Source organism: Adhaeribacter pallidiroseus (assembly GCF_003340495.1).
Lineage (GTDB): Bacteria > Bacteroidota > Bacteroidia > Cytophagales > Hymenobacteraceae > Adhaeribacter > Adhaeribacter pallidiroseus.
On the sequence record NZ_QASA01000001.1, the window covers coordinates 6212525 to 6236635 of the forward strand.

Below are 24111 nucleotides of genomic sequence, written 5' to 3' on the forward strand. Positions count from 1 at the left end.
TAAAAATCAAAATTTTAAATGCGGTGCTTTGCAACCATTCGGGCTGTTGTGGAATCATCTTTACGAGGACTTTGCTTGCTTTTGTGATTTATAGCAAGTTAGTTATATAGTATTTATGCTTCACGTTCGGTAGATGAAATTCCTTTTCCTGATTGCCTGTGGTATTGTTATCAGTGTTAATGCTTTTTGCCAACCAGATAGTACCCGAACCTGGCAAGTGCGGTTAGCACCCCTGAGTATTATTGATCCGAGAACGCCCGCTTTACAAGTAGGATTACAAAAACGGTTAAGCCGCCGACTAGCCTTTTCCGCCGAATACGGCTTAGCCAGTTTAGGTTGGTTACAACCAAAAAATAGCAAAAGTCCATGGCATAATTTCCGGTACCAAAAGGTTCGTACAGAAGTTAAATATTTCCTAGGTTTGAAAAAGGAAATTGATTTTAAGCAACTACAGCCCTATGTTTCAGTCGAAACATTTCTGCTACCGCAAAATTATACAAAGCAAAATGATTACTTCTGGCGCGACCCGGTGAGTTACCATTACGATTTTTCTAAAATTCAAAAAACGGTTTGGGGCAATTGTCTCAAGATAGGTTTGGAATCAAATATCAATCGAAATTGGGTAATGGATTTCTATTGGGGCTTAGGTGTTCGCTCCATCTTTATAAAACATCATCGTTTGGTAAACTTACGACCTGAAGAAGAACCTTATATGTTAAAAGAATGGTTTTCGGGTGACGATAAAGATAAAATAGCGGGTTGGCAGCAAACGCTGCATGTTGCTTTAGGATTTAAACTGGGCTATTACATATGGTAATCCCGATTAGTATTGTTTTTAGAATTGAAAACTAGGTAGTTCTTTCTTTTTAGATATGAAGCACAGGGTGTTACAAGTGAGATGTTTTTTATTGCTTGTTTTACTTATTGTGCCAGCATATTCCATTTCTGCCCAGCACAATCAAGCGAAAACCTGGCAAGTACGGTGGGCGGTTTCGAGCTTTTTGGCTTCCCGCACGCCTGTTATCCAATTAGGATTACAGAAAAGTATTAACTCAAATTGGGCTATTTCGGCGGAGTACGGTTGGTCTACGTACGGTATGCTGGATAAGAAATGGTATCCGGATACTGTGCGGGAAAACTTTACCTACCAGAAATTCCGGGCCGAAGTGAAGCATTTTACTTCTATTACCGAGTTGTCAAATAATCTTAAAACCCACCTTTATTGGAGCATAGAAGGAGTTTATATGCCGGAAAGGTACGCGAAACAAACCGATTACTTTTACCGGAAAGGTCAACAGTATGATTATTACTCTTCCCGAATCAAAAGCAATGTTTATGCTACCAGTTTCCACATCGGCGCGGAGTGGCGTTTTAAACAAAAACTGGTGCTGGATACGTACGCAGGGTTAGGTCCCCGGATTATTTATATTAAGCATCACAATACTGTGTTTGGGTATGATCCGCCTGATACGGGTACCAAAATAAGATTATTTGAAAGCAGGCGCGACAACACCGAAGGCTGGCACAGAACCTTGCACGTAGCCCTTGGTTTTAAATTAGGGTATTATATTTTTTAATTTTTTTCGTTCGGCTACGCGGTTTCTACTTTGCCGGCCAGGTAATCGGTTAGTTTGCCCCATTGAATATCCTGGAAACCCGCCCAGCCGCCTTCGGCAATCAGCGTATTTAAAAAAGCCCGCACCCCAGATTGGTAGTTATGGTTATTTATTTTCTCGTTTTTGCCGATTTGGTAACCAAACAAAGTAGTGCCCTGGCGTTCGATCCGGAAGGTACTGCTGGCTTCTTTTACAAAAAAATGCTGCGTTTCGTCTGATTCGTTTAGTGGGTTCGGGCAGGGATGTACCGTAAACTGAGCGGAATTTGCATCTTCCAGGATGCTTTCTATTTCTACCCAGTTTTCTACGTTTACGCCCGGTAAAATTATTTCTATGTAATAATGCGGTTCGGGTTTGGTTTGGGTAGGCTGCCCTTGCTGGTTGTACAATTTAAAAGTAGAGTTTATACCGGGTAATTGGCTCCAGCTATTTACCGCGAACAATTTAGTTAAACCACGGGTAAAGGCCGCTTGGGCTTCGGCTTCGTTGGCATATTTTTGTTCGCTGCAAAAGGTTTTATCCTTGCTCGCATCGCCGGTTAATACTTCCCATTCGTGTTTGAGTTTATCAATGATGTTATCAGCCCCCATTTTCTTTCCTGTTTAAAGTGAAACAAACCAGTGGCTCTACGAAGCCGGACCAGTGCTTGTTTTAATTTTAAACCTTATAAAAGCGATTTTTTAAATTTGAAACCCCAAAGCAAAAAAGAAAAGCCTGCTTTTTAGTTAAAGCAGGCTTTAAAATTTTAAAAAGCTGGTACTAAGTTATTTTATCGAAACCGCAGTAAGAATGCAGTACAGCCGGTAAGTTAATGCCTTCTTCGGTCTGGTTGTTTTCGAGCAGAGCGGCTACAATACGGGGCAAAGCCAAAGCGCTGCCGTTTAAAGTATGCAGCAATTGCGTTTTGCCGCTGCCGGGTTTGTAGCGCAAATTTAAACGGTTGGCTTGGTAAGTCTCAAAATTGCTGCAAGAGCTCACCTCGAGCCAGCGGTTTTGGGCCGCCGAAAAAACTTCCATATCGTAGGTTAAAGCCGAGGTAAAACCCATATCGCCGCCGCACAAACGCAGTACCCGGTAGGGCAACTCCAGTTTTTGCAATAAGCTTTGAATGTACTGGCTCATTTCTTCCAAGGCCGCATAGGATTTTTCCGGTTCTTCGATGCGCACAATTTCTACTTTATCAAACTGATGCAGCCGGTTTAAACCCCGCACATCGGCTCCCCACGAACCGGCTTCGCGCCGGAAACAAGGCGTATACCCCGCATTACGTACCGGTAATTTATCCAGGGCAATGATCTCATCGCGGTACAAATTAGTAATAGGCACTTCGGCCGTCGGAATCAGGTAATAATTATCAGCGGTGGCGTGGTACATTTGGCCGTCTTTATCGGGTAATTGGCCGGTGCCGTAACCCGAAGCCTCGTTTACCAAAATAGGCGGTTGTACTTCCGTGAAGCCGGCTTGCAGCGCTTCGTCCAGAAAAAAATTGATTAAAGCCCGTTGCAAGCGGGCCCCTTGCTTTTTGTAAACCGGAAACCCCGCCCCCGTAATTTTGTTGCCCAGTTCAAAATCAATAATGTCATATTTTTTAATCAGCTCCCAATGCGGCAGAGCCGTGGCGGGTAATTCCGGAATAGTACCGTGTTGGTATACGATTTCGTTATCTTCGGGCGTTTTACCTTCCGGAACGCTGCTGTGGGGTAAGTTGGGTAACTTTACTAGTACATTTTGTAAATTTTTTTCAATTTCCGACAACTCTTCCAGCAGATTTTTAGTTACTATTTTAAGAGCGGCTGTTTCGGCTTTTAAAGCTTCGGCTTCAGCTTTCCGGCCGCTTTTCATAAGGGTACCTATTTCCCGGGCCAGATTATTAGCGCGCGCTTGTTCCTCATCGTGCCGGGCTTGCAGGCTGCGACGCTGACTATCCAGATCAAGAATAGTTTGAACCTCCTGCGTGGCATTTTTGTAGTTTTTTTTATTTAAGCCAGCTACTACCAAATCTGTTTGCTCTCTTAGAACCGATAATTGTAACATTTTTTTCGTTTTAAATCGGTGTAAAATTATACTTTTTTGAATTAAGCGCGTAGTAATTAAAAAATCAAAATATTTTAAAACCAGAAGAAATAAAATTTACCTGAATATTTGGTAATTACTTAACATTGCTATAACATTGTAAGGCTATTAAATCGAACCGTATTTCCTGGTTCATTCAATCTAAGAGTAAAAATCAGATTTTCCTTTAAACATCATCTCCTGTTGCTTCCCGCACCCTGAGAACCATAAAATTTTGTTAAAATTCTAAACTTTATATGTACAATATTGAAGAGTTGAAAGATAGACTTCTTTCAGAGCTAAAAGAGATTGCGGAAGGTCTTGGCGTAACAAGCTTTAACCGGTTAAGCAAGCAAGACCTTATCTACAAGATCTTAGACCAGCAAGCAATCACTCCTCCCGAAAAACTTCCCAAAAAATACAAAACACCAGCCCGTAACCAACCCGTAGCCGTAGTAGATACTGCCTCCACTACCGCCAACCAAGGCCTGATTGATTTTGATACCGCTACTCCAGTACCCGTAATTTCCGAAAAAGCACCTGAACCAGTTCTGGCCTTAGAAGCCGCTCCGGCTGCTCCCGTAACGCGTCCGGAAACTCCTCGCCGGCAGGCCACCCGCCGGGAGCCCCGGGAACGTACTACCACGCCGGTAGTGCGCGAAGAGCAAAATCGCGAACCGCGGCCCGCTCGGGAAGTAGCACCACCCGCGGAAGTACCATCGGTACCTACCAGCGAAGAAACTCCCCGCCAGGAACGTGAAAACGGCACTGCTCCGGAAAGCCGGCAACCAGCGCCCCCACGCGAAAAGCGGGACCGGGAACCTGCGCGGGAACCAAGCCGCGAAGAGCGGGAGCCAGTTACGGCCTTACGCGAAAATCGTGAAAATGTACAACCAGTTGCACCAACCCCGGTACGGGAGCCCATCGCGCCTCCAGTACGCGAAAACCGCGAGCCGGTGCAGCCACCAACCCAGCCGCAACCCCGCGATAACCGCGAAACTGTACGGGAACCGCAACCCCCGCGCGAAAACCGCGATAATCAGCCGCGTGATAATCGGGATAATCAACCTCGGGATAATCAACCTCGGGATAATCAACCTCGGGATAATCAACCTCGGGATAATCAACCCCGGGAAAACCGCGATAATAATCAGCCGCGCAAAGTTAATAATGGGCAACAACCCAATAATAACAACATTAACAGCAATAATTTTAAAGAATTTGACGGCGTAATTCTTAACGAAGGCGTGTTGGAACTCATGCAGGATGGCTATGGTTTCCTGCGCTCTACGTATTATAATTATTTAGCCAGTCCTGATGATATTTACGTTTCGCCATCGCAGATTAAGTTATTTGCTTTAAAAACCGGCGATACCGTTAAAGGTCAGATTCGTCCACCGAAAGAAGGAGAAAAGTACTTTGCCTTGTTAAAAGTGGATTCTATTAATGGCCGGACTACCGAAGAAATCCGCGACCGGATTCCTTTCCAGCATTTAACGCCTTTATTTCCGGAAGAACGCTTAAAACTGACGACCAAAGCCAGCCAGTACTCTACCCGGATTATGGATTTGTTTGCGCCGATTGGTAAAGGCCAGCGGGGCATGATTGTGGCCCAGCCCAAAACCGGTAAAACAGTATTATTAAAAGAAATTGCCAACGCCATCTCCGAAAACCATCCGGAAGTGTATCTGATGATTTTACTGATTGATGAGCGTCCGGAAGAAGTAACCGATATGGCCCGGAGTGTAAACGCCGAGGTAATTGCCTCTACTTTCGACGAAACCGCCGAGCGCCACGTAAAAATTTCGAGCATTGTGCTGGACAAAGCCAAACGCATGGTAGAGTGCGGGCACGATGTTGTAATATTACTGGATTCCATCACCCGTTTAGCGCGGGCTTATAACACCGTAGTACCAAGCTCCGGTAAAATATTATCGGGTGGGGTAGACGCTAACGCTTTGCACAAACCGAAGCGTTTCTTTGGAGCGGCCCGTAACGTAGAAAACGGTGGTTCCTTAACTATCATCGCTACGGCGCTGATTGATACCGGTTCTAAAATGGACGAGGTAATTTTTGAAGAATTTAAAGGTACCGGTAACATGGAATTGCAACTGGATCGGAAGTTGGCGAACAAACGAATTTACCCATCTATTGATGTGCCGGCCTCAGGCACCCGTCGCGAGGACTTGTTAATGGACAAAGACGAACTGAACCGTGTCTGGATTTTGCGCAAATTTATGTCGGATATGAACGCCGTGGAAGCTATGGAGTTTTTGAAAGACCGCATGAAAGGCACTAAAGACAACGACGAGTTCTTAATTTCAATGAACAGCTAATTTTTAAATTTTCATAAAAAACGAAGCCCGGTTTAGATCTAAACCGGGCTTCGTTTTTTATAAACTACCCAATTTATAGTGGGTAAAAAGTAAAATTAAGATGAAAGCCGCACTCATACTAAGCGACGAAACTTTGTTCATGCGCATGGTATTCTCAAAGTTAGCCATGGTTGGATCTTTTTTTACCTGCCAGAACCAGGTGCCAAAAATATACACAACCGGGCCGGTACAAACCAGAAAAATTAAAATATTCATGGCCTGACCAGTTACTAAATAGTTCCAGATCAGGAAGCCGGCGCCAAGCAGTAAACTTAAAGCCGAGAAAATAAAAGTACCGGTAATCCCTAAAGCTAAACTCAGTGTTTGATCGCCACGTTGCGCATCTTCCTGGTGCTGGTAAACTTGGGTAAGCGGGTACGAACCGCACAAAAATAAAGTACTCACTAAGGCAAAAAGTAAATTGGTAGCGGTCATTATGTGGGCGGGCAAGGTGCGGGCACCTACCTGTACCATAATAAAGGTAAAAGCTCCCTGAAAAATAATAACTACCAGGGTGCTAACCAGTGGATATTTCTTCAGCCGGATTTTATCGTAACTATAAGCTTTAGAAACCAGCAGGTAAATAAAAATACCAGAAGTAAACTCCAGCGAAACCAACACAAAAGAGCCTACTAAAGCTAAAAAATCAAACAATAATACCAGCCATAATAATTTGCGGGTTACCTTCGGGGGATGCTTTAAGCCGCCAATGCTGCCTTCGTCTTTATCGTAAAAAGAATTATAACCATTACTGGCCGGATAAACCAATAGATGAATAATAACAAAAACGTAAACGGCTTTATACACACAAAATTCCGGTAATACACTTAAGGCGAACCAATACACCGGCATTAAATACACCGAAAAAGGAATCCGCATTAATTTTAAAGCATCTACCATTTGTAGGGTTTAGGTTGCAGGTTACAGGTTGCAAGTTACAGGTTGCAAGTTGGAAAGTTTAAAAGTTGGAAGGTTTAAAGGTTTTGGCTTTATGAATACTGGAGTTCTTGTCATTTTTTTAATTTTTTAAATTATTTCACTCCACCCTTCCAACTTTTAACCTGCAACTTTTACCTGCAACCTGCTACTCACTCCGGGTAGCCAATGAGGTAAATAACTTTGGCACCGCTGCGGTGCCGGGCTTTGCCTGCTTCCCATTTATAGCCACTAGAATTTATTTCCTGGGTGAGGCCAAGTAACATCGTAGGCGAATACAAACGCAAAATAGAAACCATCCCGTCCCACATAATGCATAGAGGTATTATAGGCAGCAAGTAGGTAAAAATTAACCGGCTCCACCGGAAGGGTTTGATAAAAGGAGTAATCATTAAAATAAGGAAAGGAAAAATAAGCAAGACCAAAGCAATCTCGAACCAACTTTTACTGGCGCCTTCAAAAATGCCAATCGGTACTTTTTTACGAGCCGCATCTTGCAAAATGGCCGTGGCTAAAGTAGGTTTAAAATGGTGGAAAGCTGAGAAGATTGTCCGAAAATTCGTGAAATTCGCGGGTACATCCGTTGCATCTACCGATTCTGGTAAATAAGTAATTAATCCGTGCGTTTGTTTTTTTATTAATTCAAAGGCTGGAATATTAGGAAATTTATCGCTTAACGTAATTTTAACCGGATAACCCACTTGGTGGCTAAGTTCATGCTGAATCCCGACGATTCCGCCACCACCACCCGAACCTAAATCCAGAATATCTGCTTGAGTAGTATGCTGCAGCGCTTGGTGCATGAACGGAATGATGGGTTCATAAATTTTTAAATTACTAATCATAAACCTTAAAAAATCCATCATGCTTTGCCGGAAGATATCTGGAAACCAAGGTAAGTCCTCGAACTCAAACAAGTGGTAACGCTGCATAAAATTTAATTATGTTTATTTAGAATTTACTTCGGGCACTTGCCGGGCTACTATGCCTGCGTTCGATTCATAAATGATTAGGTGGCTTTTGCCATTGCTTACGGCCCGCGGATAAGTGCCCGTACCCACCTGAACTGGCATTAGCTGACCTGGTGTTTTTGCCCAAATAATGTTATTTTGCTGCCACACGTACAAATTTCCTGCGGTAGATGTAGCTACACTACAATTTCGGCCTTCGCTAATAACGTTTTCGGCTAAACCGGGGCTAGTTACAAATATTTCTTTTTGTCTTTTCCAGATGGTGATGGGCTTGCCTTGCGGAGTAATGGCTAATCCACCCCCTTCCATGGGGCAGGCTTGTAAAGGCCAGGTACCTAAGCCTAATTTTTGGGCCGTCCGGAAAGTTTTGCCGCCGTTAGTAGATTGAGCCAAATACATGTCGCGGCTACCCGCCAGATTGTTCCGGAACATTACGTATACATTGCCTTTGGTATCTGCCGCAACGGAAGGCCGGCAGCATTCGCATACTTTCCCAGCCGGGGAAGCATAAACCAGTTTATTCTCTGACCAAGTCTTGCCTCCGTCTTCAGAGAAAGCGCTGTACACATTGTTTTGTTTATGTAGGCGCATATCCAGCCAGGCCGCATAAACAGTATTTGCCGGACCAGCTGCTAAAGCTACAAATCCTTCGGGAGCAGTAATATCGGTATCGAGCAAGTTTACCGGCTTACTCCATTGGTTACCGTTTCTGGGGCGCCGGTAAACCATAATGCGGCCTTGTTTGGTAACGTTGGCTACTACTACAAAATCGGTGGTAAGGGCAATCTGTGGACCTCGCGTTATGCCGAGGTGCATATCCGGTAGAGTGGCTATTTCTTTAACAGGGGTAAAAGTACCGCCGCCATTTGCTGAATAAGCATAAAGTATCTTGTCAGTATAGCCAAAAGTAACGTGCAGGGAGCCGTCTTTAGCTGCCACAACCGCCGGCTGACTACCTTTTGCACTAATTATAATGCTTACAGGCGGTGCTTTAAGGCTAAATGCTCCTGCTACAAACAGCAGCAAGCCGCTTGCGATTGGGGCAAATAACGCTACCCAAAACCAGTTTCTCATGAAGCGCTCAAATTAGTTTATCCGCTAATGTAATTATAAAGCGTAAAAGATAAACTATTCTAGCCGGAAAAGTACCTCCATTATAGGTAAAAGGAGCTGGTGGATGCTGGTAGTAATGTGCGGTAGATGCTTCATTTTCGAACACTAATTGTACGTAATCGCACACCAATAAATCTGTTTTATAGCGACTTAAAAATTAAGTTGCTGATAGTTAGTGTCTTGTAATTAGTGGCATACGGCTTGCAAAAATGTTGGCATAGCAAATTGCTTTTAGCTGAACGAAACTAAAAAATCAAACTATAAAATATTAAATCATAAAGTCATGAAAAAAGCCCTATTCACCCTCGCCATTGCCTTACAAGTATTTGCTGCTTCTGCCCACAAAAAAACCGGCGAACAGGAGCTTACTGTGTACAAACAACCTTCCAAAGATACGCAGGTTATTAAAGTTATTTCGGACAGTGACGAAGTAGCGCTGGTACGGCCTTTTAATAACAAATGGTCGATTGTTACCATTAATAAAGAAGTAGGTTATATGTCTACTTTTCAGTTATCGCAATACAATAAACAACAGCGGGCGGCTGGTTTAGCTAAAGGTAAAGCTAACCGGACAAAACAAAATAGCCGTTCGTAAGCACGGAAATAAATAGTAAACTTGTTGCATACTTTAAGCCGGCCAAGATTTCTTAGCCGGTTTTTTTATTTTAAATCGATAAACCAAAAAGAATACGGGGGATCGGGATCGGCCGTGTTCTCGGTTGATTGGTTTTTCGGCGGAGCATAGGTACGCAATAAAGTTTCTCCGCGCGTAAAGTTTACGGGATGCCCGAAAATTGGGCCATCGTACACAAAGCTATGGTATTCGCCATTTTCGCCGCAAGGATCTACGCTGGCCGGTAAGTTTTTTAAAAAATCAGCATTAATTTCTTGCCCGGCGTAAGTTTCCGGAAAATAAGCGGCATGGAGGCATACTAATACGGCTTTAAATTTTAGCTGCACAAACTGGTTTATTAATGCTGTGGTTGATTTTTGCCAAAGCGGAAATACCGCTTGTAAACCTATTTGCTGCATTTGCTGCTCACGGTAAGCCCGCAAATCCTCCAGAAAAATATCGCCGAAAACAGCTACCGTAACGCCTGTGTCTTTTAACTGCTGAAAGGCTGCGGCCATTACTTGTTCGTACTCCGCCATACTCGGGTTTTCGGGTACCCGCACTTGCACTAAAGGCAATTGTAAGGCTTGGGCTTGTTGGGCCAGTAAACTGGTGCGTACGCCGTGCATGGTTACCCGGTTTAGTTGCTGGTTAACGGTGGTGAGCAGGTGCGTTACCTGATAATTTGCATCCTGTAGTATTTGATATAAAGCCAACGCCGAATCTTTGCCACCGCTCCAAACAAAAACTGCTTTCTTTTTTAAAAAAATATTTGCCACGGCCGTAAGTTTCAGTGATTTTAAGCCAAGTTGCCAAAAATAGAGCGGCTTTAAATTATTTTAACTATTTAAAAAAGATGAGGCTCAGGCAAGTTCAAACTCGCGGGGTAATTGAAACTTTAAGCCAGCGCTTTTGCTCCGGTTGTGCAACTGCATTAAAAATTCATCTAAAGGCGCCTTGTACTCCAGGTGATAATCTTCGTGCAGATTTTTATGAATAAGTTGTATGGTACGCAACGTTAAGCGGGCAGTGGTTACGAAAAAACTGCCGTAAGCACTCTCGAACTGACCCGTAAAATTGTTGAAAATCAGCTGCAACAAATACATTTGCAGTTCTATTTCACCTTTGGCGTTTTTAGTTACGCGTTTAAAGCGGGCAATTTCTTTAATAGCTTTGCGCAACGATTTAGCCAGGCTTTTTGCAAAACTCCGGCCTGAGGTAGTATACATGAGTTCATTAATTTTTTCGGAAGTTTCTTCGATTAGGTGTTCCAGGGTTACTTCTTCCAGCAGTTCAAAAGCCAGCATCTCGTAGAACTCGGCATCGCGGCGCACGGCCCGAAAGAGTAAGGTTTCTTTTTCTTTTTCCGATAATTCTTTTATTGCTTTTTTAAATTCAAGAGAAGGCGCAGGCATGCAGGTATTACAGTTTTAATCCGGCTTCACCGGAATTGTACAGGTGCTTTTATTGTTATACAAAGGTATTACTTATAATACATTAACCCGGTCCGGAAAAGTTCTTTGCGTTAATTTTAAGCGGAGTCTAATATTTTTAAAATTTTACAAATCCAAATGGCGTAAACTTGGGTATATACCAAATTGTAAGCTAGGGTTTTCCTATACAATCAGCCGGTTAGCTACCTAATTTAAGCTAAATTTCGTAATTTTGTGTTATGCGTACAGCCACTGAAATATTAACCGACGAAGACGTACTATTGCTGGAAGAGCATATTGATCTGCGCAATTTAGTTGTTTACAACGACGATGTAAACACTTTTGAGCACGTGATCGAAACGCTGATTCAGGTGTGTAACCACTCGCAGGAACAGGCCGAACAATGTACCTACCTGATTCACTACAAAGGCAAATGTACCGTAAAAGTGGGCGCTTTTGAAGAACTGGAAGGTATGTGTACCGCCATCCATGACCGGGGCATTTCTGCCGACATTGTTTAACCGTAAATCTCGGAATGGATTTTCCTTCTAAATTAATTCAAAGTGCCGTTGATGAACTAGCCAAGTTGCCGGGTATTGGCCGTAAAACCGCTCTACGCCTGGTTTTACATTTGTTAAAAGCCGAAACCGAAGAAACCAACGACCTGGCCGCAGCGCTTACCAAAATGCGCCAGGATATTACCTATTGCCAGTATTGCCACAACATATCGGATACCGATATTTGCAGTATCTGCGCCAACCCGCTCCGCGACCAAAGTTCTTTATGCGTAGTAAGCGACATCCGGGACGTAATCGCCATTGAAAATACGGGCCAGTACAAGGGCTTGTACCACGTGCTGGGAGGCGTTATTTCGCCCATCGAAGGCATTGGACCTTCGGATTTAAATATCTCTTCTTTACTCGAGCGTTTACCTAATTCAGAAGTGAAAGAAGTTATTCTGGCTATTAGCCCCACCATGGAAGGCGATACCACGTCGTTTTACATTACGCGCAAATTGCGCGAGTTTGGCGTGAAAATAACCAGTATTGCCCGCGGCGTACCCGTTGGCGGCGAGCTGGAATATACCGACGAAATTACCCTGGGCCGCAGTATTGTGGAACGCACCAATTACAATAAGCTCTAAGCTTATTTTTTTAAATTGCAAGCAAGCTAGTGCAGGAAAGCTACTGATTAATCAGTAGCTTTTTTATGGGTAATACTTTCCGGAAAGAAAACCAATGCCACTACTTTATCAGAAGCTTCGCTGAAATGGCCAGTAAACAATTTCGGTTGTAGGAATTAAGTACAAAGTAAAATGCGCCCCCAAACGCCTTTATAAAAGCTAATTAAGAGGGCTAGGATTATTTTTTTTGTTTAAAAATACTGAAAAATAGCTATTTACAGCGCGTTTTCTGCTGCTTATCTTTACATGGTATTTAAAGAAAAGCTGGCCCGTCTCTACCTTAAATAAGGATTATTGTAAATTCTGCCTGCCAGTCTCCTTGGCAAAAACTATTGTTTTCTATAACCAAAAATACCATGACCCATTTAGAAGTACTTTCTTCTCTGCTTATTATTTTTTTCTCGTTTAGCAGTTGCGATAAAAAAAGCGATCAGGCAAAAATTGCAACAAAAGCCGAGTTAATTGTTGATAAAAACTGGGTAGTTACAGCCGCTACTGTTCAAGTAAATAACGAGCCTGCCCTAAACGTATTTGCCGATTTAAAAGACTGTGAAAAAGATGATATTACCCGATTTGCTAAAAATGGCACGTACGAGTCGAGGGAAGGAGCCACTACCTGTCATCCTACCGATCCGCCGGTATCCAGCCAAGGTACCTGGACTATTACCCAAGATAACCTGACGATTACGGAACCGCGCAGCTCTTTCCGGATTACTTACAAAATTCTGGAATTAGGCAACACCACCCTCACAATTTCATCCACCGTTCCCAGGGATGCCACTGGTAGTACCTACACGAGTACCTACACTTACGCGGCGCAATAAACAGGCGTGCTTTTTTAAGGTAAACAGCGCTTTGTTGCGGCGCAATTTTAAATTTTAGTTAAATACCGGCCGCATAATCTTAATTTTTCAAGAACTGCAGTTCTGCACCGGGGCGCTAGTACCTGCCTTTCTTAAAAAAAAACTCACCTGGTTTAAAATCCCTTTTAAAATTATTCAACCTTTTTATCCACCATAACTGGTTGACTACCTTATATGAGAATCACCTTTTTATTTCCCAGCCTGTTTATTATTTTATTACTGTTTAGCAGTTGCGAAGAAAACTCCGATGTTTATTATAGAAAGAAGAACGCAGACCTCCTCATTAACAAAAATTGGGTAATTACCGGGCATTATACCAGAGAAAACAACTACTTGAAGAAAGACAAATTTGTTTACTATGATGCTTGTAATAGAGACGATACTTTCAGGTTTGCTAAAAATGGCACCTACGAATTGAACGAAGGACCAACTAAATGCAATGCCAACGACCCGCAAGTATTTCAGCAGGGAACCTGGAAGGTAGGCTATAACAACCTGGAGCTTACCAAAACGGGCAGTTCTTCCCCTAGTAACTACCTGATTGTAGAGTTAAATACCTATAAATTAGTCCTGTCTTCTACAGAAACGCATCAGGGTGATACTTACCAAGAGGTACTTACTTTCACGGCGCAATAAGTTGCTCGGTTTCCAAAGCAAAAAGCTTTTTGTGGATTGTGGGCTTCTTAGAAAAGAATAGCTGGTACTGGCTTCTATTTTCGGTGAGCTACCCGCACAGCGGCTGTTTAGTAAATCAAAGTATCTTAACAGTATAGCTATTGCTGGTGTTTTAACTTCCGGTACCTTAATCTGGCAAATTAGGGTAACATTCTACTTCGTAATAGTATTTGATGTTAGAAATACTTCCAACCAATATAATCCTCACCGCAGAAACTCACCTTAAATTAAACTGGCTTATGAAAAATGTAAAATTACTCCCTGTTCTTTTTATTGTTCTACTAACATTTAACGCTTGCGACAAAGACGACGATGATTCTAAGACCCAAACCAAAGCCGAACTTATTGCGGATAAAAACTGGGTGTTAACCGCATATACTTCTAAAGAAAATAACGACCCTGTTGTAGATGAATTTGTTTATTATGATGCTTGTGAAAAAGATGATGTTTTACGATTTTCCAAAAACGGAACCTATGAAGTTAATGAGGGAGCAACTAAATGTAATTCAGCTGATCCACAAGTTTCTGAAAATGGAACTTGGAGCATTACAGATGATACCTTAGCTCTTACCGAAGCTGGTAGTTCTTTAACTAATAATGCCAAGATTAACGAGTTAAGCAAATCTAAATTAGTAATATCGGCCACTCAAACCTATCAGAACGAAACGTATGTAGAAACATATACTTTTTTAGTAAAATAGAAGCGTACCGTATACAGCAAGTTAACCAGAACTATTCTGGTAATAAATTATTCTTTTACTTTAATCAGATGGAGCCTATCTTTAAATTTGATTTTTGCCTTTAATGCAGCCAAACTCAAAATTCAGTTAAAAAAACAATAGTAGTATAGTAACAAACCGCTATTTTTTCCGGAATGTAAGCACTACTTATCGTAAATTATAGATATTTGCAGAAACCACCGATCTGCCAGTTTGAAAAAACTAAGCGTTATTATTGTTAGCTACAACGTTTCTTACTACCTAGAACAGGCTTTGCTCTCCGTCCGGAAAGCCGTTACTAAGTTACAGGCGCCCGTCGAAGTATTTGTGGTAGATAACCATTCGGCCGATAACTCGGTGGCTATGGTGCAGCAGCGTTTCCCGGAAGTAAAATTAATTGTAAACCAACAGAACCTCGGTTTTGCTAAAGCCAACAACCAAGCTATCCGGCAAGCTACCGGCGAGTACGTGTTGCTCTTAAATCCCGATACGGTAGTAGAAGAAGATACTTTTTTAAAATGTTGTGCTTTTATGGACCAACACCCCGAAGCTGGAGGTTTGGGTGTAAAAATGCTGGATGGTAACGGCCGGTATTTACCCGAGTCCAAGAGAGGGTTGCCCACGCCTTGGGTTGGCTTTTACAAACTAATGGGCTTTACCCGTTTGTTTCCCAACTCTGAGAAATTTGCCCGCTATTACCTGGGGCACCTCGATAAAAATCAAACGCAGGAAGTAGACGTACTGGCGGGAGCTTTTATGTTGCTGCGGCGCGCGGTGCTTACTAAAATTGGCTTGCTCGACGAAGCATTTTTTATGTACGGCGAAGATATTGACTTGTCGTATCGTATTCAACAGGCCAATTTTAAAAATTTTTATTTTCCGCACACCCGCATTATTCATTACAAAGGCAAAAGCACCCGGCACGCCAGCTTGCATTACGTGTATGTTTTTTATAATGCTATGGCTATTTTTTACCGCAAGCATTTTTCGGGTAGGTTAGCCGCTTTCTATTCTTTTTTTGTTCAGTTAGCCATTATCTTACGCGCAGGTATCTCGGTTTTGGCGCGCCTGATTAACACTATTCTTCCTTTTCTGGACGATGCCGCTTTACTTTTTGTAGGTTTTGTAGGCTTAAAAATTCTTATTGAGCAGCGTACTGGCCTGGTTTTTCCGGACAACTTTAGCCGAGCCGTTATACCGTCAGCGGTTTTGCTTTGGCTGCTGGCTATTTATTTTAACGGCGGGTACGATCAACCTTTTAAACTGGCTGGATTTATCAGGGGTATTTTAGTGGGTACCATCCTGGTAGCTGCCTTAGGTAATTTCTGGCCGGGTGCCCAGCTTTCCAATTCCATTATTATTTGGGGTACGGTATGGGCCTTGGGCGCTCTCCTGGCAAAACGAATAATTTACCATTATGGGCAGTTTAAAAACTTAAAGTTGGGCACTCAGCCCCGGAAACGCCTGGCCGTAATTGGCAGTGAGGCAGAGTGTAATCGGATACTGCAATTGCTTAAGCACTCAAGAGCGGAATTTAAAATTCTGGGCTTTGTTAGTCCGGGGGTAGCCAGCCACGCTGCCCAAGAATATTTAGGAGAACTGCACCAACTAAATGATATCATTCAGGTCCATAAGCTCAACGAAATCATTTTTTGCGCCAAAGATGTATCAGTTACCCAGATTATCGAATGGATGGTCGCCATCAATAATAAATCGGTGCAGTACAAAATTTTACCCGAAGAGAACGAAACTGTTATCAGCAGTTATACCAAGTATACGCCCGGCGCGTATTATGCTTGGCCTTTAGAGTTAAATTTATTTAAGAAAGAAGAAGTTCGTAATAAGCTATTGCTGGATTTTGCCGTGGCTTTAGCTTTCTTGCTTTTATCGCCGGTGTTGGTGTGGTTTGTACAAAATAAAACCGGCTTTTTCCGGAATTGTTTTTTAGTGCTTACCGGCAGTTACAGTTGGGTAGGCTTACAAAATACCCTGGACCAGCATTCCCGCCAAAATAAGTTTATTCTAAGTCCGCTGGATCAATGGAACAACTACTCTCCCGACGCGCATACCATCCGGCAAATGGAAGTGTTATACGCGCAAAAGTACAGTATCCGGTCAGATGTAAATATAATCCTGAAAGCTTTCCGGTACTTAGGCCGAAAACCGTAGATACCGGGGAGCTTCTCATCAAAAATTTAAAAAATTAAGTAATTTTCTGGTTCAAGAACCTGGCTTCCGCCATCGGATGCCTACAAAAATCTTTTTTAAGTGTGCAAAGTCTATTCGTTCAATTTCCGTAGTTTAACCTCTACCCGGCGGTTTTTCTGACGGCCTTCCGGGGTTTTATTGGTAGCAATCGGTTCGGTGCTGCCGTAAGGCGTAGTTACGATGCGTTTTTCATCAACGCCTTTTTGTACCAGGTATTCTTTTACCTCCAAAGCTCTTTTGTCCGACAGCTTCCAGTTAGCTACGTAATTACCAATAGAATCGGCGTGGCCGCGCAACGAGATGGCATATTTTTCATTAACAATGGTGCTGGCTAACTGATCTAAATCCTGGTAATAATCATCGCGGATAGTGGCCTTCGCAAAATCATACTCTAATCGATCAATAACGGCTGCCTCGGCATCGGTATTTTTTAAATTTTTTGCTTTGCTGATGGCTGCAATAGCTGGTGCTGTGTGGTAGGCATTTACGCCGGTAGCCACTAACGCTAAGCTTAAAGCAGCCGTTTGGAATAAAGATGTTTTCATAAACTAGCAGATTACATAGTAAAAAATAGTAAGAGGGTACTTTCCAGGAAAATTTTTATTTTTTCATCTTATAATTTGATCTGGTATATACGAATTAGCCTTATATCCGGATTTTATGTAACAAAGAATAGTTGTAAATTCAGTATAAATACCAGCTTACACGGTTTCTTAAACTTATCCGGTAGCTAAGCTTTTGTCTATAAGATAAATAAGAAGGTAGTTTGATTTAAGAATTTTTAAAACTTTTTGGCATTTAGGAAAGAGTAGCAGAAGATTATTAAAGAAGATTCAATTTGTTTTAAATTTTCTAAATTTTAATCCGGCTTTAATAAATCCGGGAAACACGTAAAGCAAATACAATAGAAATCTGTATTTTTGGCCGCATAACAATTAAATAATATGGAAATAACAGCACAAGCAACCAGTTTCTTATCCGATCGCATTAACTCTTTGGCCGAATCGCAAACCATTGCGATGGCGAAGAAGGCGCGCGAACTGGCGGCTCAAGGTTTCGATGTCATTAACCTGAGTTTCGGCGAACCCGATTTCCAAACTCCGCAGTACATTAAAGATGCCGCTAAAAAGGCCTTAGATGATGGCTTTACGTTTTACACGCCGGTAGCGGGCTATCCTGATTTGCGCCAGGAAATAGTTAACAAATTAAAACGCGATAACAACCTCGATTATAAACCCGAAAACATTGTAGTTTCTACGGGCGCCAAACAATCTATTGCCAACGTAATTATGAGCCTGGTTAACCCTGGCGACGAAGTCATTATTTTTTCGCCGTACTGGGTAAGCTACGAAGAAGTTGTAAAACTGGCCGAAGGCGTGCCGGTTTTGGTAAAAGGCAATATTGAAAACAACTTTGCCATTTCGGCGCAGCAACTCGAAGACGCCATTACCAGCAACACCAAACTGGTAATGTATTCGTCGCCGTGCAACCCCACCGGTTCAGTTTTCTCGAAAGAAGAACTAGAGGCGTTTGCGAACATTCTGGCCAAACACCCGCAAATTTTTGTAATGGCCGATGAGATTTACGAATACATTAACTTTACCGGCGAGCACGCCAGCATGGCGCAGTTTGATTTTATTAAAGACCGGGTAATTACCGTAAATGGTTTTTCCAAAGGCTACGCCATGACCGGCTGGCGCGTAGGGTACATTGCCGCCAACAAACAAATTGCTGATGCCTGCGATAAAATGCAAAGCCAGATTACTTCCGGTACTTGCTCGATTGCGCAAAAAGCCGCGGTTGCCGCATTAAAAGGTGGCCGGGGCTCTGCGGAAGAAATGTCGGCGGCGTATCTGCGCCGGCGCGATTTAGTTTTGGGCTTGATGAAAGAAATACCGGGCATTAAAACGTACGTACCGCAAGGCGCTTTTTATATTTTCCCGGATGTGAGTTCTTTCTACGGTAAATCGTTTAACGGTCAGGTAATTAATAATTCCGGCGACTTAAGCATGTTTATTTTGAATGATGCGCACGTTGCGGCTGTTTCGGGCGATGCTTTTGGGGCTGATGAGTGCATTCGTTTTTCGTTTGCGGCCGCCGACGATAAATTAGTGGAGGCCATGCGCCGCTTAAAAGAAAGTTTAGCCAAACTCGTTTAAATGACACCATTCAATAGCCTGGGGGCTATTTTTGATTCTTTTAATCAGCTTACCGTGCTGGTAGTCGGCGATGTAATGCTGGATTCTTATTTATGGGGCAAATCTACGCGCTTATCCCCGGAAGCGCCTGTTCCGATTGTGAATGTACTCCGGAAAGAAAAGCGGTTGGGAGGCGCCGCCAACGTAGCGCTCAATGTACAAGCATTGGGCGCTACGCCTTTATTGTGCTCGGTAATCGGCGACGATCCGGATGGAGCCGATTTGCTCCGCCTCATGGCCGAGCAGCAATTACCTACCGATGGCATTATTAAAAGTGCCGACCGCATTACCACCGTTAAAGAACGCATTTTAGCCGGCGACCAGCAACTATTGCGCATTGATGCCGAAATAGAAACCGAGTTATTGGAACACGAGTCAGCGTACCTGGTACAGCAATACAGCAAGTTATTACCTTTAGCCGATGTCGTTATTTTTGAAGATTACGATAAAGGCGTGCTCACAGCTACCAACATTGCTGCCATGCTGGAGTTGGCTTTGCAACACGACATCCCGACGGTGGTTGATCCGAAGAAGAAAAACTTTTTGTCTTACGTAGGTTGCACTTTATTTAAACCCAATTTAAAAGAATTAAAAGAAGGCTTAAAAGTAGATTTTGCCGACGCGAACCACGAGGCATTTGAGCTGGCCGCAACTATTCTGCAAAAGAAATTAAATACCCAAACCGTGTTGATCACGCTTTCGGAGCGAGGTGTATTCTACTTATCCGGCCCGGTTAAAAGATACATCGAGGCGCATTATCGTACCATTTCGGATGTATCGGGCGCCGGCGATACCGTGATTAGCATTGCGGCTTTGTGTTTAGCCTTAGAGTTACCGGTAGCTTTTGTGGCCGGTTTATCTAATTTAGGCGGTGGCTTAGTCTGTGAACAGGTAGGCGTAGTACCCATCAATAAAATTAAATTGCTCACCGAAGCGCAACGCACCAATACCTTTCAATTAATAACTACCAACTCCGTAGTTTCCAATTAAAATTTTTAAAATTTACCGCTATAGGCATTTAAAACCGCTTAATAGAACAGCCAGTCGCGCGTTTCTGCGTGATAGCTGGTGTTTGGTTGGTAATTACCGCTTCCAGCGCATTTTTTAAGTAAGGTTCCTTCGCGTAGTTCTCTACTTGCGGATTATCATCAATCGCACCTTTATAGCGCAGCGTAAACGTTCCGCTTTCGGGTTGCAGCACAAAAACTTCGGGGGTTTTAGTGGCTCCAAATTGCTGGCTAATTTTCTGGTTTACATCTATCGCGTACGGAAAATTGCTGGCAGCTATAGTAGTTGGGGTAGTGTTATCGGTACTTATGGCTGGTTGAATAAACAAAAATTGAACGCCTTTACCAGAATATTCCCCATTTAGTTGCTGTAATCGTTTTTGGTACAATTGTGCATACGGGCAATGCGCATTCGTAAAAACTACTACCACGGCCTTACTGCCAGCGTAATCACCTAAAGCTATTTTCTGATTAGCTTCGGTTTGCAGCGAAAAAGCCGCTACTTGCTGACCGATCTGGTAACCGCCGGTTTGCGCTTGTAAGTGCAAAGTAATCAGCAGCAATAAGGTAATAAGGTATATATTTTTCATGTATGAACAGTAGTAAAGGCAACGGTGAATTAAATAAGAAAGTAATAAATATAGTAAAATTTTAATAATTTAACCTTTGGTTAGTGGTAAAAAATAAGGGGTTAATGCGTCTGATTTTTAAATTATCAGGCAGGTTTGTGCAGGCAATAAGTTAGCACAGTATCGTTTTCCAGTTTAAATAAAACAGTATATTTTTCGTGGAATGCAGAGGTTTGAATAAAAGCTTCGATAGTGCCGGAATCGGCTAAATAGTACGGAAAAAGCCTTAGATTTTCGCTGAAAGTAATATTCTTTTTCCCGTATAATTTGTACAAGGTTTCTTTCGCGCTCCAGGCAATCGTCAGGTTTACTATATCATCGTTTAGGGTTTGCCTTTCCGTTAACGACAAAAACTTATCTTTTACCCGCAACACTTTCGGTTGTATTCTTTCAATATCTATGCCAACGCTATAGCCTTGGGAAACCAGTACCGCTACTTCATTTTGGGTATGCGAAATAGAGAGCTGACAAGCGCAATTTTTAAAAAAAGGCTGCCCGTTTTCGTTATTTACGAGCAAATAAAAATCCGACGTAAATTTTTGTAAAAGTTGATAGGCTAGAATGCGGCTGGCTAGCCATTCGGCCTTCCGTTTCTCGTGGGTAATAATTTCGGGTAAAACAAGCGGCACCGGCAATTGCGGGTGTACCTGCAACTCCAGACTGGTTTCGGTAAGAGCCCAGCGGCCCAAATAGGTATTATCGTTAATTTGTTTTATTTGTTTAACTGGCATACAGGTCGCAAAGATAGCAGGCGCAGGCTTACCAAATTTATTTTTTGATTTACTTAACCCCACCGCAGCAACTAAGTTTGGTTTGGGTATTTTTGCAAATAATTCCTTTTTCTTAAATAGATTATTGTAAATTAGCTAAACGCCACCTTAATTAATACTTTTTTTCTATGACTAAACGCACCATTCAGGTACATAAAAATGCCAGCCTAACCGGCCACCGGGATTGCGTGTATACCCTGGAGCGTTCCGGGCAGGAAGAAGTATTTTACTCGGCGGCCGGCGATGGCATGGTAGTAGCCTGGGACCTGCGCGACCCCGGTACTGGTGAATTAATCGCCCAGGTACCTTCGTCGGTGTACGCGCTGCGTTACGTGCCGGGTAAAAACTGGCTGTTGGTGGGGCACAACCATAATAGCTTGCAGGTAATTGATTTATTTAAAAAAACGGTAGTGGCTACGGTAGCCTTACCGCCACTGGCTATTTTTGATATTGCTTATTCTGAGTTAAATCAATGCATTTATGTAGCCTTGGGCGATGGCGGTTTGGGGGTAATTGATGCGGAGTTGTTTGTTTTAAAAAAAATACTGAAGCTGGCGGATAAAAGTGCCCGTAGCCTGGCTATAAACGAAGCTACCCAGGAACTGGCCATTGGCTTCAGTGATCATGTCATCCGGATACTGGACCTGGCTGCTTTAACTCTTAAATACGAGATTACGGGGCATACGAATTCGGTGTTTACCGTAGCGTATTCGCCGGATGGGCAGTATTTGCTGAGTGGCGGCCGCGATGCGCATTTAAAAGTTTGGCAGATTACCGGGGCGTATAAGGCGCATACTTCTATTGTGGCGCACCTATACGCTATTAACCACATTACCTATAGTCCGGGCGGACAATTTTTTGCTACCGGCAGCATGGATAAATCCATTAAAGTCTGGGACGCGCAAACGTTCCGGTTATTAAAAGTTATTGATAAAGTACGGCACGCCGGACACGGCACGTCGGTAAATAAATTATTATGGTCGGGGTACCGCAACCAACTGGTTTCCGGCAGCGACGACCGCACCATATCAGTCTGGGAATTAAATTTTAGTTTAACTTATGAAGATTACACCGTTAGAGATTAGGCAAAAAACGTTTGAAAAAGCTTTCAGAGGTTTAGATAAAGATGAAGTAACCGCTTTTTTACTGACTCTTTCGCAGGAGTGGGAAAAGCTGATGGACGAAAACAAGGAACTCCGGGTAAAACTGGACATTGCCGGCAAAGAAGTCCAGAAAATGCGGGAAGTGGAATCGTCGTTGTACCGCACGCTTAAAACCGCCGAAGATACGGGTAATAACATGCTGGAGCAGGCCAACCGGTCGGCGGAGTTAAAATTACGTGAAGCCCAGTTGCAAGCTGATCAATTACTGAACGATACCCGCCTGAAAGCCCGCAGCATTATCGAAGATGCGTATAAACAGTCGGAGAAAGCGATTGACGACATGCAGCGCGAAGTAAAACAACTGGAACAGGAACATCAACGTATGGAAACTTATCTGGAGAACATGGTGCGCGATTTAAGAAATATGGCGAATGATGCTCTGGAAAAAGTGGAAAAATCAAACAACCGCCCGCGCACGTACTTATCCGGTATTTTATCGCAGGCGGCTAACGTAAAAGTAAAGCAAGTGGAATTAACCAAAGAACTAAAAGATGTGTTTTCCAGCAGTACCGTGGATACCATTTCTTTAAACGCGCCTGCGCCGCAGCACCGGGCCGAACAATTGTTAATTGATAAGCCGGTAACGGCGCAGAACCCGGCGGTAGAACCTATTCCGGGTACGCCTAGCCAACCGGATCAAAATCCCACGCCGGATGTAACGCCGCCGCAACCGGAAATTCCGGATCCGAAAACGCCGGTACCTTCGCCCACGGGCCCGGATATTGAACAGCCGAGACCCGATATTCCAGATTTCCCATCACCTGCTCCCGAAATTGAGCGTCCGGTACCCGAAATTGGACCTATTGGTCCGGGAACACCCGAAATACAGCCGCCGTTAACGCAACCCGGTGGACCTACTTTTGGGCAAGCCAAACCAGCTGCCAAGCCCGTGGCGCAACCAGCAGGTGGTGGTTCGTTTTTCGATGAGTTAGATTAAGGGAATTTACCAGATATGCTAGGACGCATTGCCCTGGAAGGTATGGAGTTTTTTGCTTTTCACGGTTACTACGACGAAGAGCAGAAAATCGGAAATAAGTACGGCGTCGATTTGTTTATCCGTACCGATCTGCAAGCCGCTGCCCAAACCGATGAATTGCCTAAAACGGTAAATTACGAAATACTATATAAGCTGGTACACGAAGAAATGAAAATACCGGCCCGGTTACTGGAGCATTTAGGCCACCGGATTATCGACCGGGTGTATCAGAAGTTTCCGCATTTAAAACAGGTAAAAGTTAATATTTATAAGTTTAATCCGCCGCTCGGGGGCATTTGCCACAAAGCCAAAGTTACCTTAAAAGAAAAGCGGTAAGATGTAAATCCAAATTTTAAAAAAGCCTTGCTCGATATGGATGTATCCGGCAAGGCTTTTTTTTAATTTTAAACTTGTGCTTAGCGTTAGCAAGGCGATCTAAGTACTTTATGGAAAGCCAATCTTTAATTGGCGTAACCATGAACTTTGATAAACGCCAATCAGAGATTGGCTTTCCGGAAAATGCGGAGAACCCGCTGACGCGAACTCTCCGCATAACAAACGAGCAAGGCGTAGTAGAATCGCGGCTAATGTAAAGGGTTAGGCTAAAATAT

Annotated in this window: 26 protein-coding genes; 16 read left to right on the top strand and 10 right to left on the bottom strand. The window is 43.1% G+C overall.

The window, feature by feature from the left end:
• The first annotated feature begins 133 nt into the window (after positions 1-133).
• Together AHMF7616_RS24920 and AHMF7616_RS24925 are read left to right on the top strand one after the other, a co-directional pair.
• The gene (locus AHMF7616_RS24920) at positions 134-817 is read left to right on the top strand and encodes a hypothetical protein (protein ID WP_115375353.1); all 684 of its coding nucleotides are present in this window, start codon (positions 134-136) and stop codon (positions 815-817) included.
• Between the two features lie 109 nt (positions 818-926).
• Complete coding sequence (locus tag AHMF7616_RS24925) at positions 927-1577, top strand: hypothetical protein (protein WP_115375354.1); 651 nt, start codon at positions 927-929, stop codon at positions 1575-1577.
• Positions 1578-1591: 14 nt separating this feature from the next.
• Here the strand turns inward: AHMF7616_RS24925 and AHMF7616_RS24930 are convergent, their stop codons facing one another.
• Both AHMF7616_RS24930 and serS read right to left on the bottom strand, forming a co-directional pair.
• Positions 1592-2206 (bottom strand): hypothetical protein, encoded by a 615-nt coding sequence (locus tag AHMF7616_RS24930; protein WP_115375355.1) that lies wholly within the window; start codon positions 2204-2206, stop codon positions 1592-1594.
• A gap of 169 nt (positions 2207-2375) precedes the next feature.
• A complete protein-coding gene (gene serS, locus AHMF7616_RS24935; protein ID WP_115375356.1) occupies positions 2376-3650 on the bottom strand; it encodes a serine--tRNA ligase in 1275 nt (424 codons plus the stop codon).
• A 275-nt stretch (positions 3651-3925) separates the two neighbouring features.
• Between serS and rho the strand changes: the two genes are divergently transcribed.
• Complete coding sequence (gene rho, locus AHMF7616_RS24940) at positions 3926-6004, top strand: transcription termination factor Rho (protein WP_115375357.1); 2079 nt, start codon at positions 3926-3928, stop codon at positions 6002-6004.
• A 57-nt stretch (positions 6005-6061) separates the two neighbouring features.
• Here rho and AHMF7616_RS24945 read toward each other — a convergent pair whose 3' ends face one another.
• The 3 genes from AHMF7616_RS24945 to AHMF7616_RS24955 form a co-directional block, all read right to left on the bottom strand.
• On the bottom strand, positions 6062-6943 hold the full coding sequence (locus AHMF7616_RS24945) for a UbiA family prenyltransferase (RefSeq protein WP_115375358.1): 882 nt from the start codon (positions 6941-6943) through the stop codon (positions 6062-6064).
• 188 nt (positions 6944-7131) lie between these two features.
• Positions 7132-7911, bottom strand: a complete 780-nt coding sequence (locus AHMF7616_RS24950; RefSeq protein WP_115375359.1) for a class I SAM-dependent methyltransferase — start codon at positions 7909-7911, stop codon at positions 7132-7134.
• 15 nt (positions 7912-7926) lie between these two features.
• Complete coding sequence (locus tag AHMF7616_RS24955) at positions 7927-9024, bottom strand: sialidase family protein (RefSeq protein ID WP_115375360.1); 1098 nt, start codon at positions 9022-9024, stop codon at positions 7927-7929.
• 322 nt (positions 9025-9346) lie between these two features.
• Between AHMF7616_RS24955 and AHMF7616_RS24960 the strand changes: the two genes are divergently transcribed.
• Positions 9347-9658: a hypothetical protein gene (locus AHMF7616_RS24960; protein ID WP_115375361.1), complete on the top strand. Its 312-nt coding sequence runs from the start codon at positions 9347-9349 to the stop codon at positions 9656-9658.
• Between the two features lie 65 nt (positions 9659-9723).
• On the opposite strand, the gene AHMF7616_RS24965 is transcribed toward AHMF7616_RS24960, so the two are convergent.
• Both AHMF7616_RS24965 and AHMF7616_RS24970 read right to left on the bottom strand, forming a co-directional pair.
• Positions 9724-10455 (bottom strand): Dph6-related ATP pyrophosphatase, encoded by a 732-nt coding sequence (locus AHMF7616_RS24965; protein ID WP_233507744.1) that lies wholly within the window; start codon positions 10453-10455, stop codon positions 9724-9726.
• An 84-nt stretch (positions 10456-10539) separates the two neighbouring features.
• Entirely contained in the window at positions 10540-11091 is a 552-nt protein-coding gene (locus tag AHMF7616_RS24970) for a hypothetical protein (protein WP_115375362.1), read from the bottom strand.
• 257 nt (positions 11092-11348) lie between these two features.
• On the opposite strand from AHMF7616_RS24970, the gene AHMF7616_RS24975 reads away from it, so the two are divergent.
• The 6 genes from AHMF7616_RS24975 to AHMF7616_RS25000 all read left to right on the top strand — a co-directional run bounded on the left by AHMF7616_RS24975 (position 11349) and on the right by AHMF7616_RS25000 (position 16718).
• Entirely contained in the window at positions 11349-11630 is a 282-nt protein-coding gene (locus tag AHMF7616_RS24975) for an ATP-dependent Clp protease adaptor ClpS (protein ID WP_115375363.1), read from the top strand.
• Between the two features lie 14 nt (positions 11631-11644).
• Positions 11645-12253 (top strand): recombination mediator RecR, encoded by a 609-nt coding sequence (gene recR / locus AHMF7616_RS24980; protein ID WP_115375364.1) that lies wholly within the window; start codon positions 11645-11647, stop codon positions 12251-12253.
• A 395-nt stretch (positions 12254-12648) separates the two neighbouring features.
• Positions 12649-13116, top strand: coding sequence for a lipocalin-like domain-containing protein (locus tag AHMF7616_RS24985; RefSeq protein ID WP_147275788.1), 468 nt, complete (start codon positions 12649-12651; stop codon positions 13114-13116).
• A 213-nt stretch (positions 13117-13329) separates the two neighbouring features.
• Complete coding sequence (locus AHMF7616_RS24990; protein WP_115375366.1) at positions 13330-13791, top strand: lipocalin family protein; 462 nt, start codon at positions 13330-13332, stop codon at positions 13789-13791.
• Positions 13792-14069: 278 nt separating this feature from the next.
• The gene (locus tag AHMF7616_RS24995; RefSeq protein ID WP_158546247.1) at positions 14070-14531 is read left to right on the top strand and encodes a lipocalin-like domain-containing protein; all 462 of its coding nucleotides are present in this window, start codon (positions 14070-14072) and stop codon (positions 14529-14531) included.
• Positions 14532-14762: 231 nt separating this feature from the next.
• Entirely contained in the window at positions 14763-16718 is a 1956-nt protein-coding gene (locus AHMF7616_RS25000; protein WP_115375368.1) for a glycosyltransferase family 2 protein, read from the top strand.
• A gap of 110 nt (positions 16719-16828) precedes the next feature.
• Here the strand turns inward: AHMF7616_RS25000 and AHMF7616_RS25005 are convergent, their stop codons facing one another.
• Positions 16829-17302 carry an OmpA family protein gene (locus AHMF7616_RS25005; RefSeq protein WP_115375369.1) on the bottom strand — a complete coding sequence of 158 codons (474 nt, stop codon included), beginning with the start codon at positions 17300-17302 and terminating at the stop codon, positions 16829-16831.
• Between the two features lie 399 nt (positions 17303-17701).
• Between AHMF7616_RS25005 and AHMF7616_RS25010 the strand changes: the two genes are divergently transcribed.
• Together AHMF7616_RS25010 and AHMF7616_RS25015 are read left to right on the top strand one after the other, a co-directional pair.
• Entirely contained in the window at positions 17702-18916 is a 1215-nt protein-coding gene (locus AHMF7616_RS25010) for a pyridoxal phosphate-dependent aminotransferase (RefSeq protein WP_115375370.1), read from the top strand.
• Complete coding sequence (locus AHMF7616_RS25015) at positions 18917-19945, top strand: bifunctional heptose 7-phosphate kinase/heptose 1-phosphate adenyltransferase (RefSeq protein WP_115375371.1); 1029 nt, start codon at positions 18917-18919, stop codon at positions 19943-19945.
• A gap of 28 nt (positions 19946-19973) precedes the next feature.
• Here AHMF7616_RS25015 and AHMF7616_RS25020 read toward each other — a convergent pair whose 3' ends face one another.
• The gene (locus tag AHMF7616_RS25020) at positions 19974-20552 is read right to left on the bottom strand and encodes a redoxin domain-containing protein (RefSeq protein WP_115375372.1); all 579 of its coding nucleotides are present in this window, start codon (positions 20550-20552) and stop codon (positions 19974-19976) included.
• 125 nt (positions 20553-20677) lie between these two features.
• Positions 20678-21322, bottom strand: a complete 645-nt coding sequence (locus AHMF7616_RS25025; RefSeq protein ID WP_115375373.1) for a 4'-phosphopantetheinyl transferase family protein — start codon at positions 21320-21322, stop codon at positions 20678-20680.
• Positions 21323-21489: 167 nt separating this feature from the next.
• Between AHMF7616_RS25025 and AHMF7616_RS25030 the strand changes: the two genes are divergently transcribed.
• The 4 genes from AHMF7616_RS25030 to AHMF7616_RS26575 all read left to right on the top strand — a co-directional run bounded on the left by AHMF7616_RS25030 (position 21490) and on the right by AHMF7616_RS26575 (position 24093).
• The gene (locus AHMF7616_RS25030) at positions 21490-22446 is read left to right on the top strand and encodes a WD40 repeat domain-containing protein (protein ID WP_115375374.1); all 957 of its coding nucleotides are present in this window, start codon (positions 21490-21492) and stop codon (positions 22444-22446) included.
• Positions 22421-23461: a DivIVA domain-containing protein gene (locus AHMF7616_RS25035; protein ID WP_115375375.1), complete on the top strand. Its 1041-nt coding sequence runs from the start codon at positions 22421-22423 to the stop codon at positions 23459-23461. The genes AHMF7616_RS25030 and AHMF7616_RS25035 overlap by 26 nt, the downstream gene beginning before the upstream one ends.
• A gap of 15 nt (positions 23462-23476) precedes the next feature.
• Entirely contained in the window at positions 23477-23836 is a 360-nt protein-coding gene (folB, locus tag AHMF7616_RS25040; protein ID WP_115375376.1) for a dihydroneopterin aldolase, read from the top strand.
• A 110-nt stretch (positions 23837-23946) separates the two neighbouring features.
• Complete coding sequence (locus AHMF7616_RS26575; RefSeq protein ID WP_158546248.1) at positions 23947-24093, top strand: hypothetical protein; 147 nt, start codon at positions 23947-23949, stop codon at positions 24091-24093.
• Positions 24094-24111 lie beyond the last annotated feature (18 nt).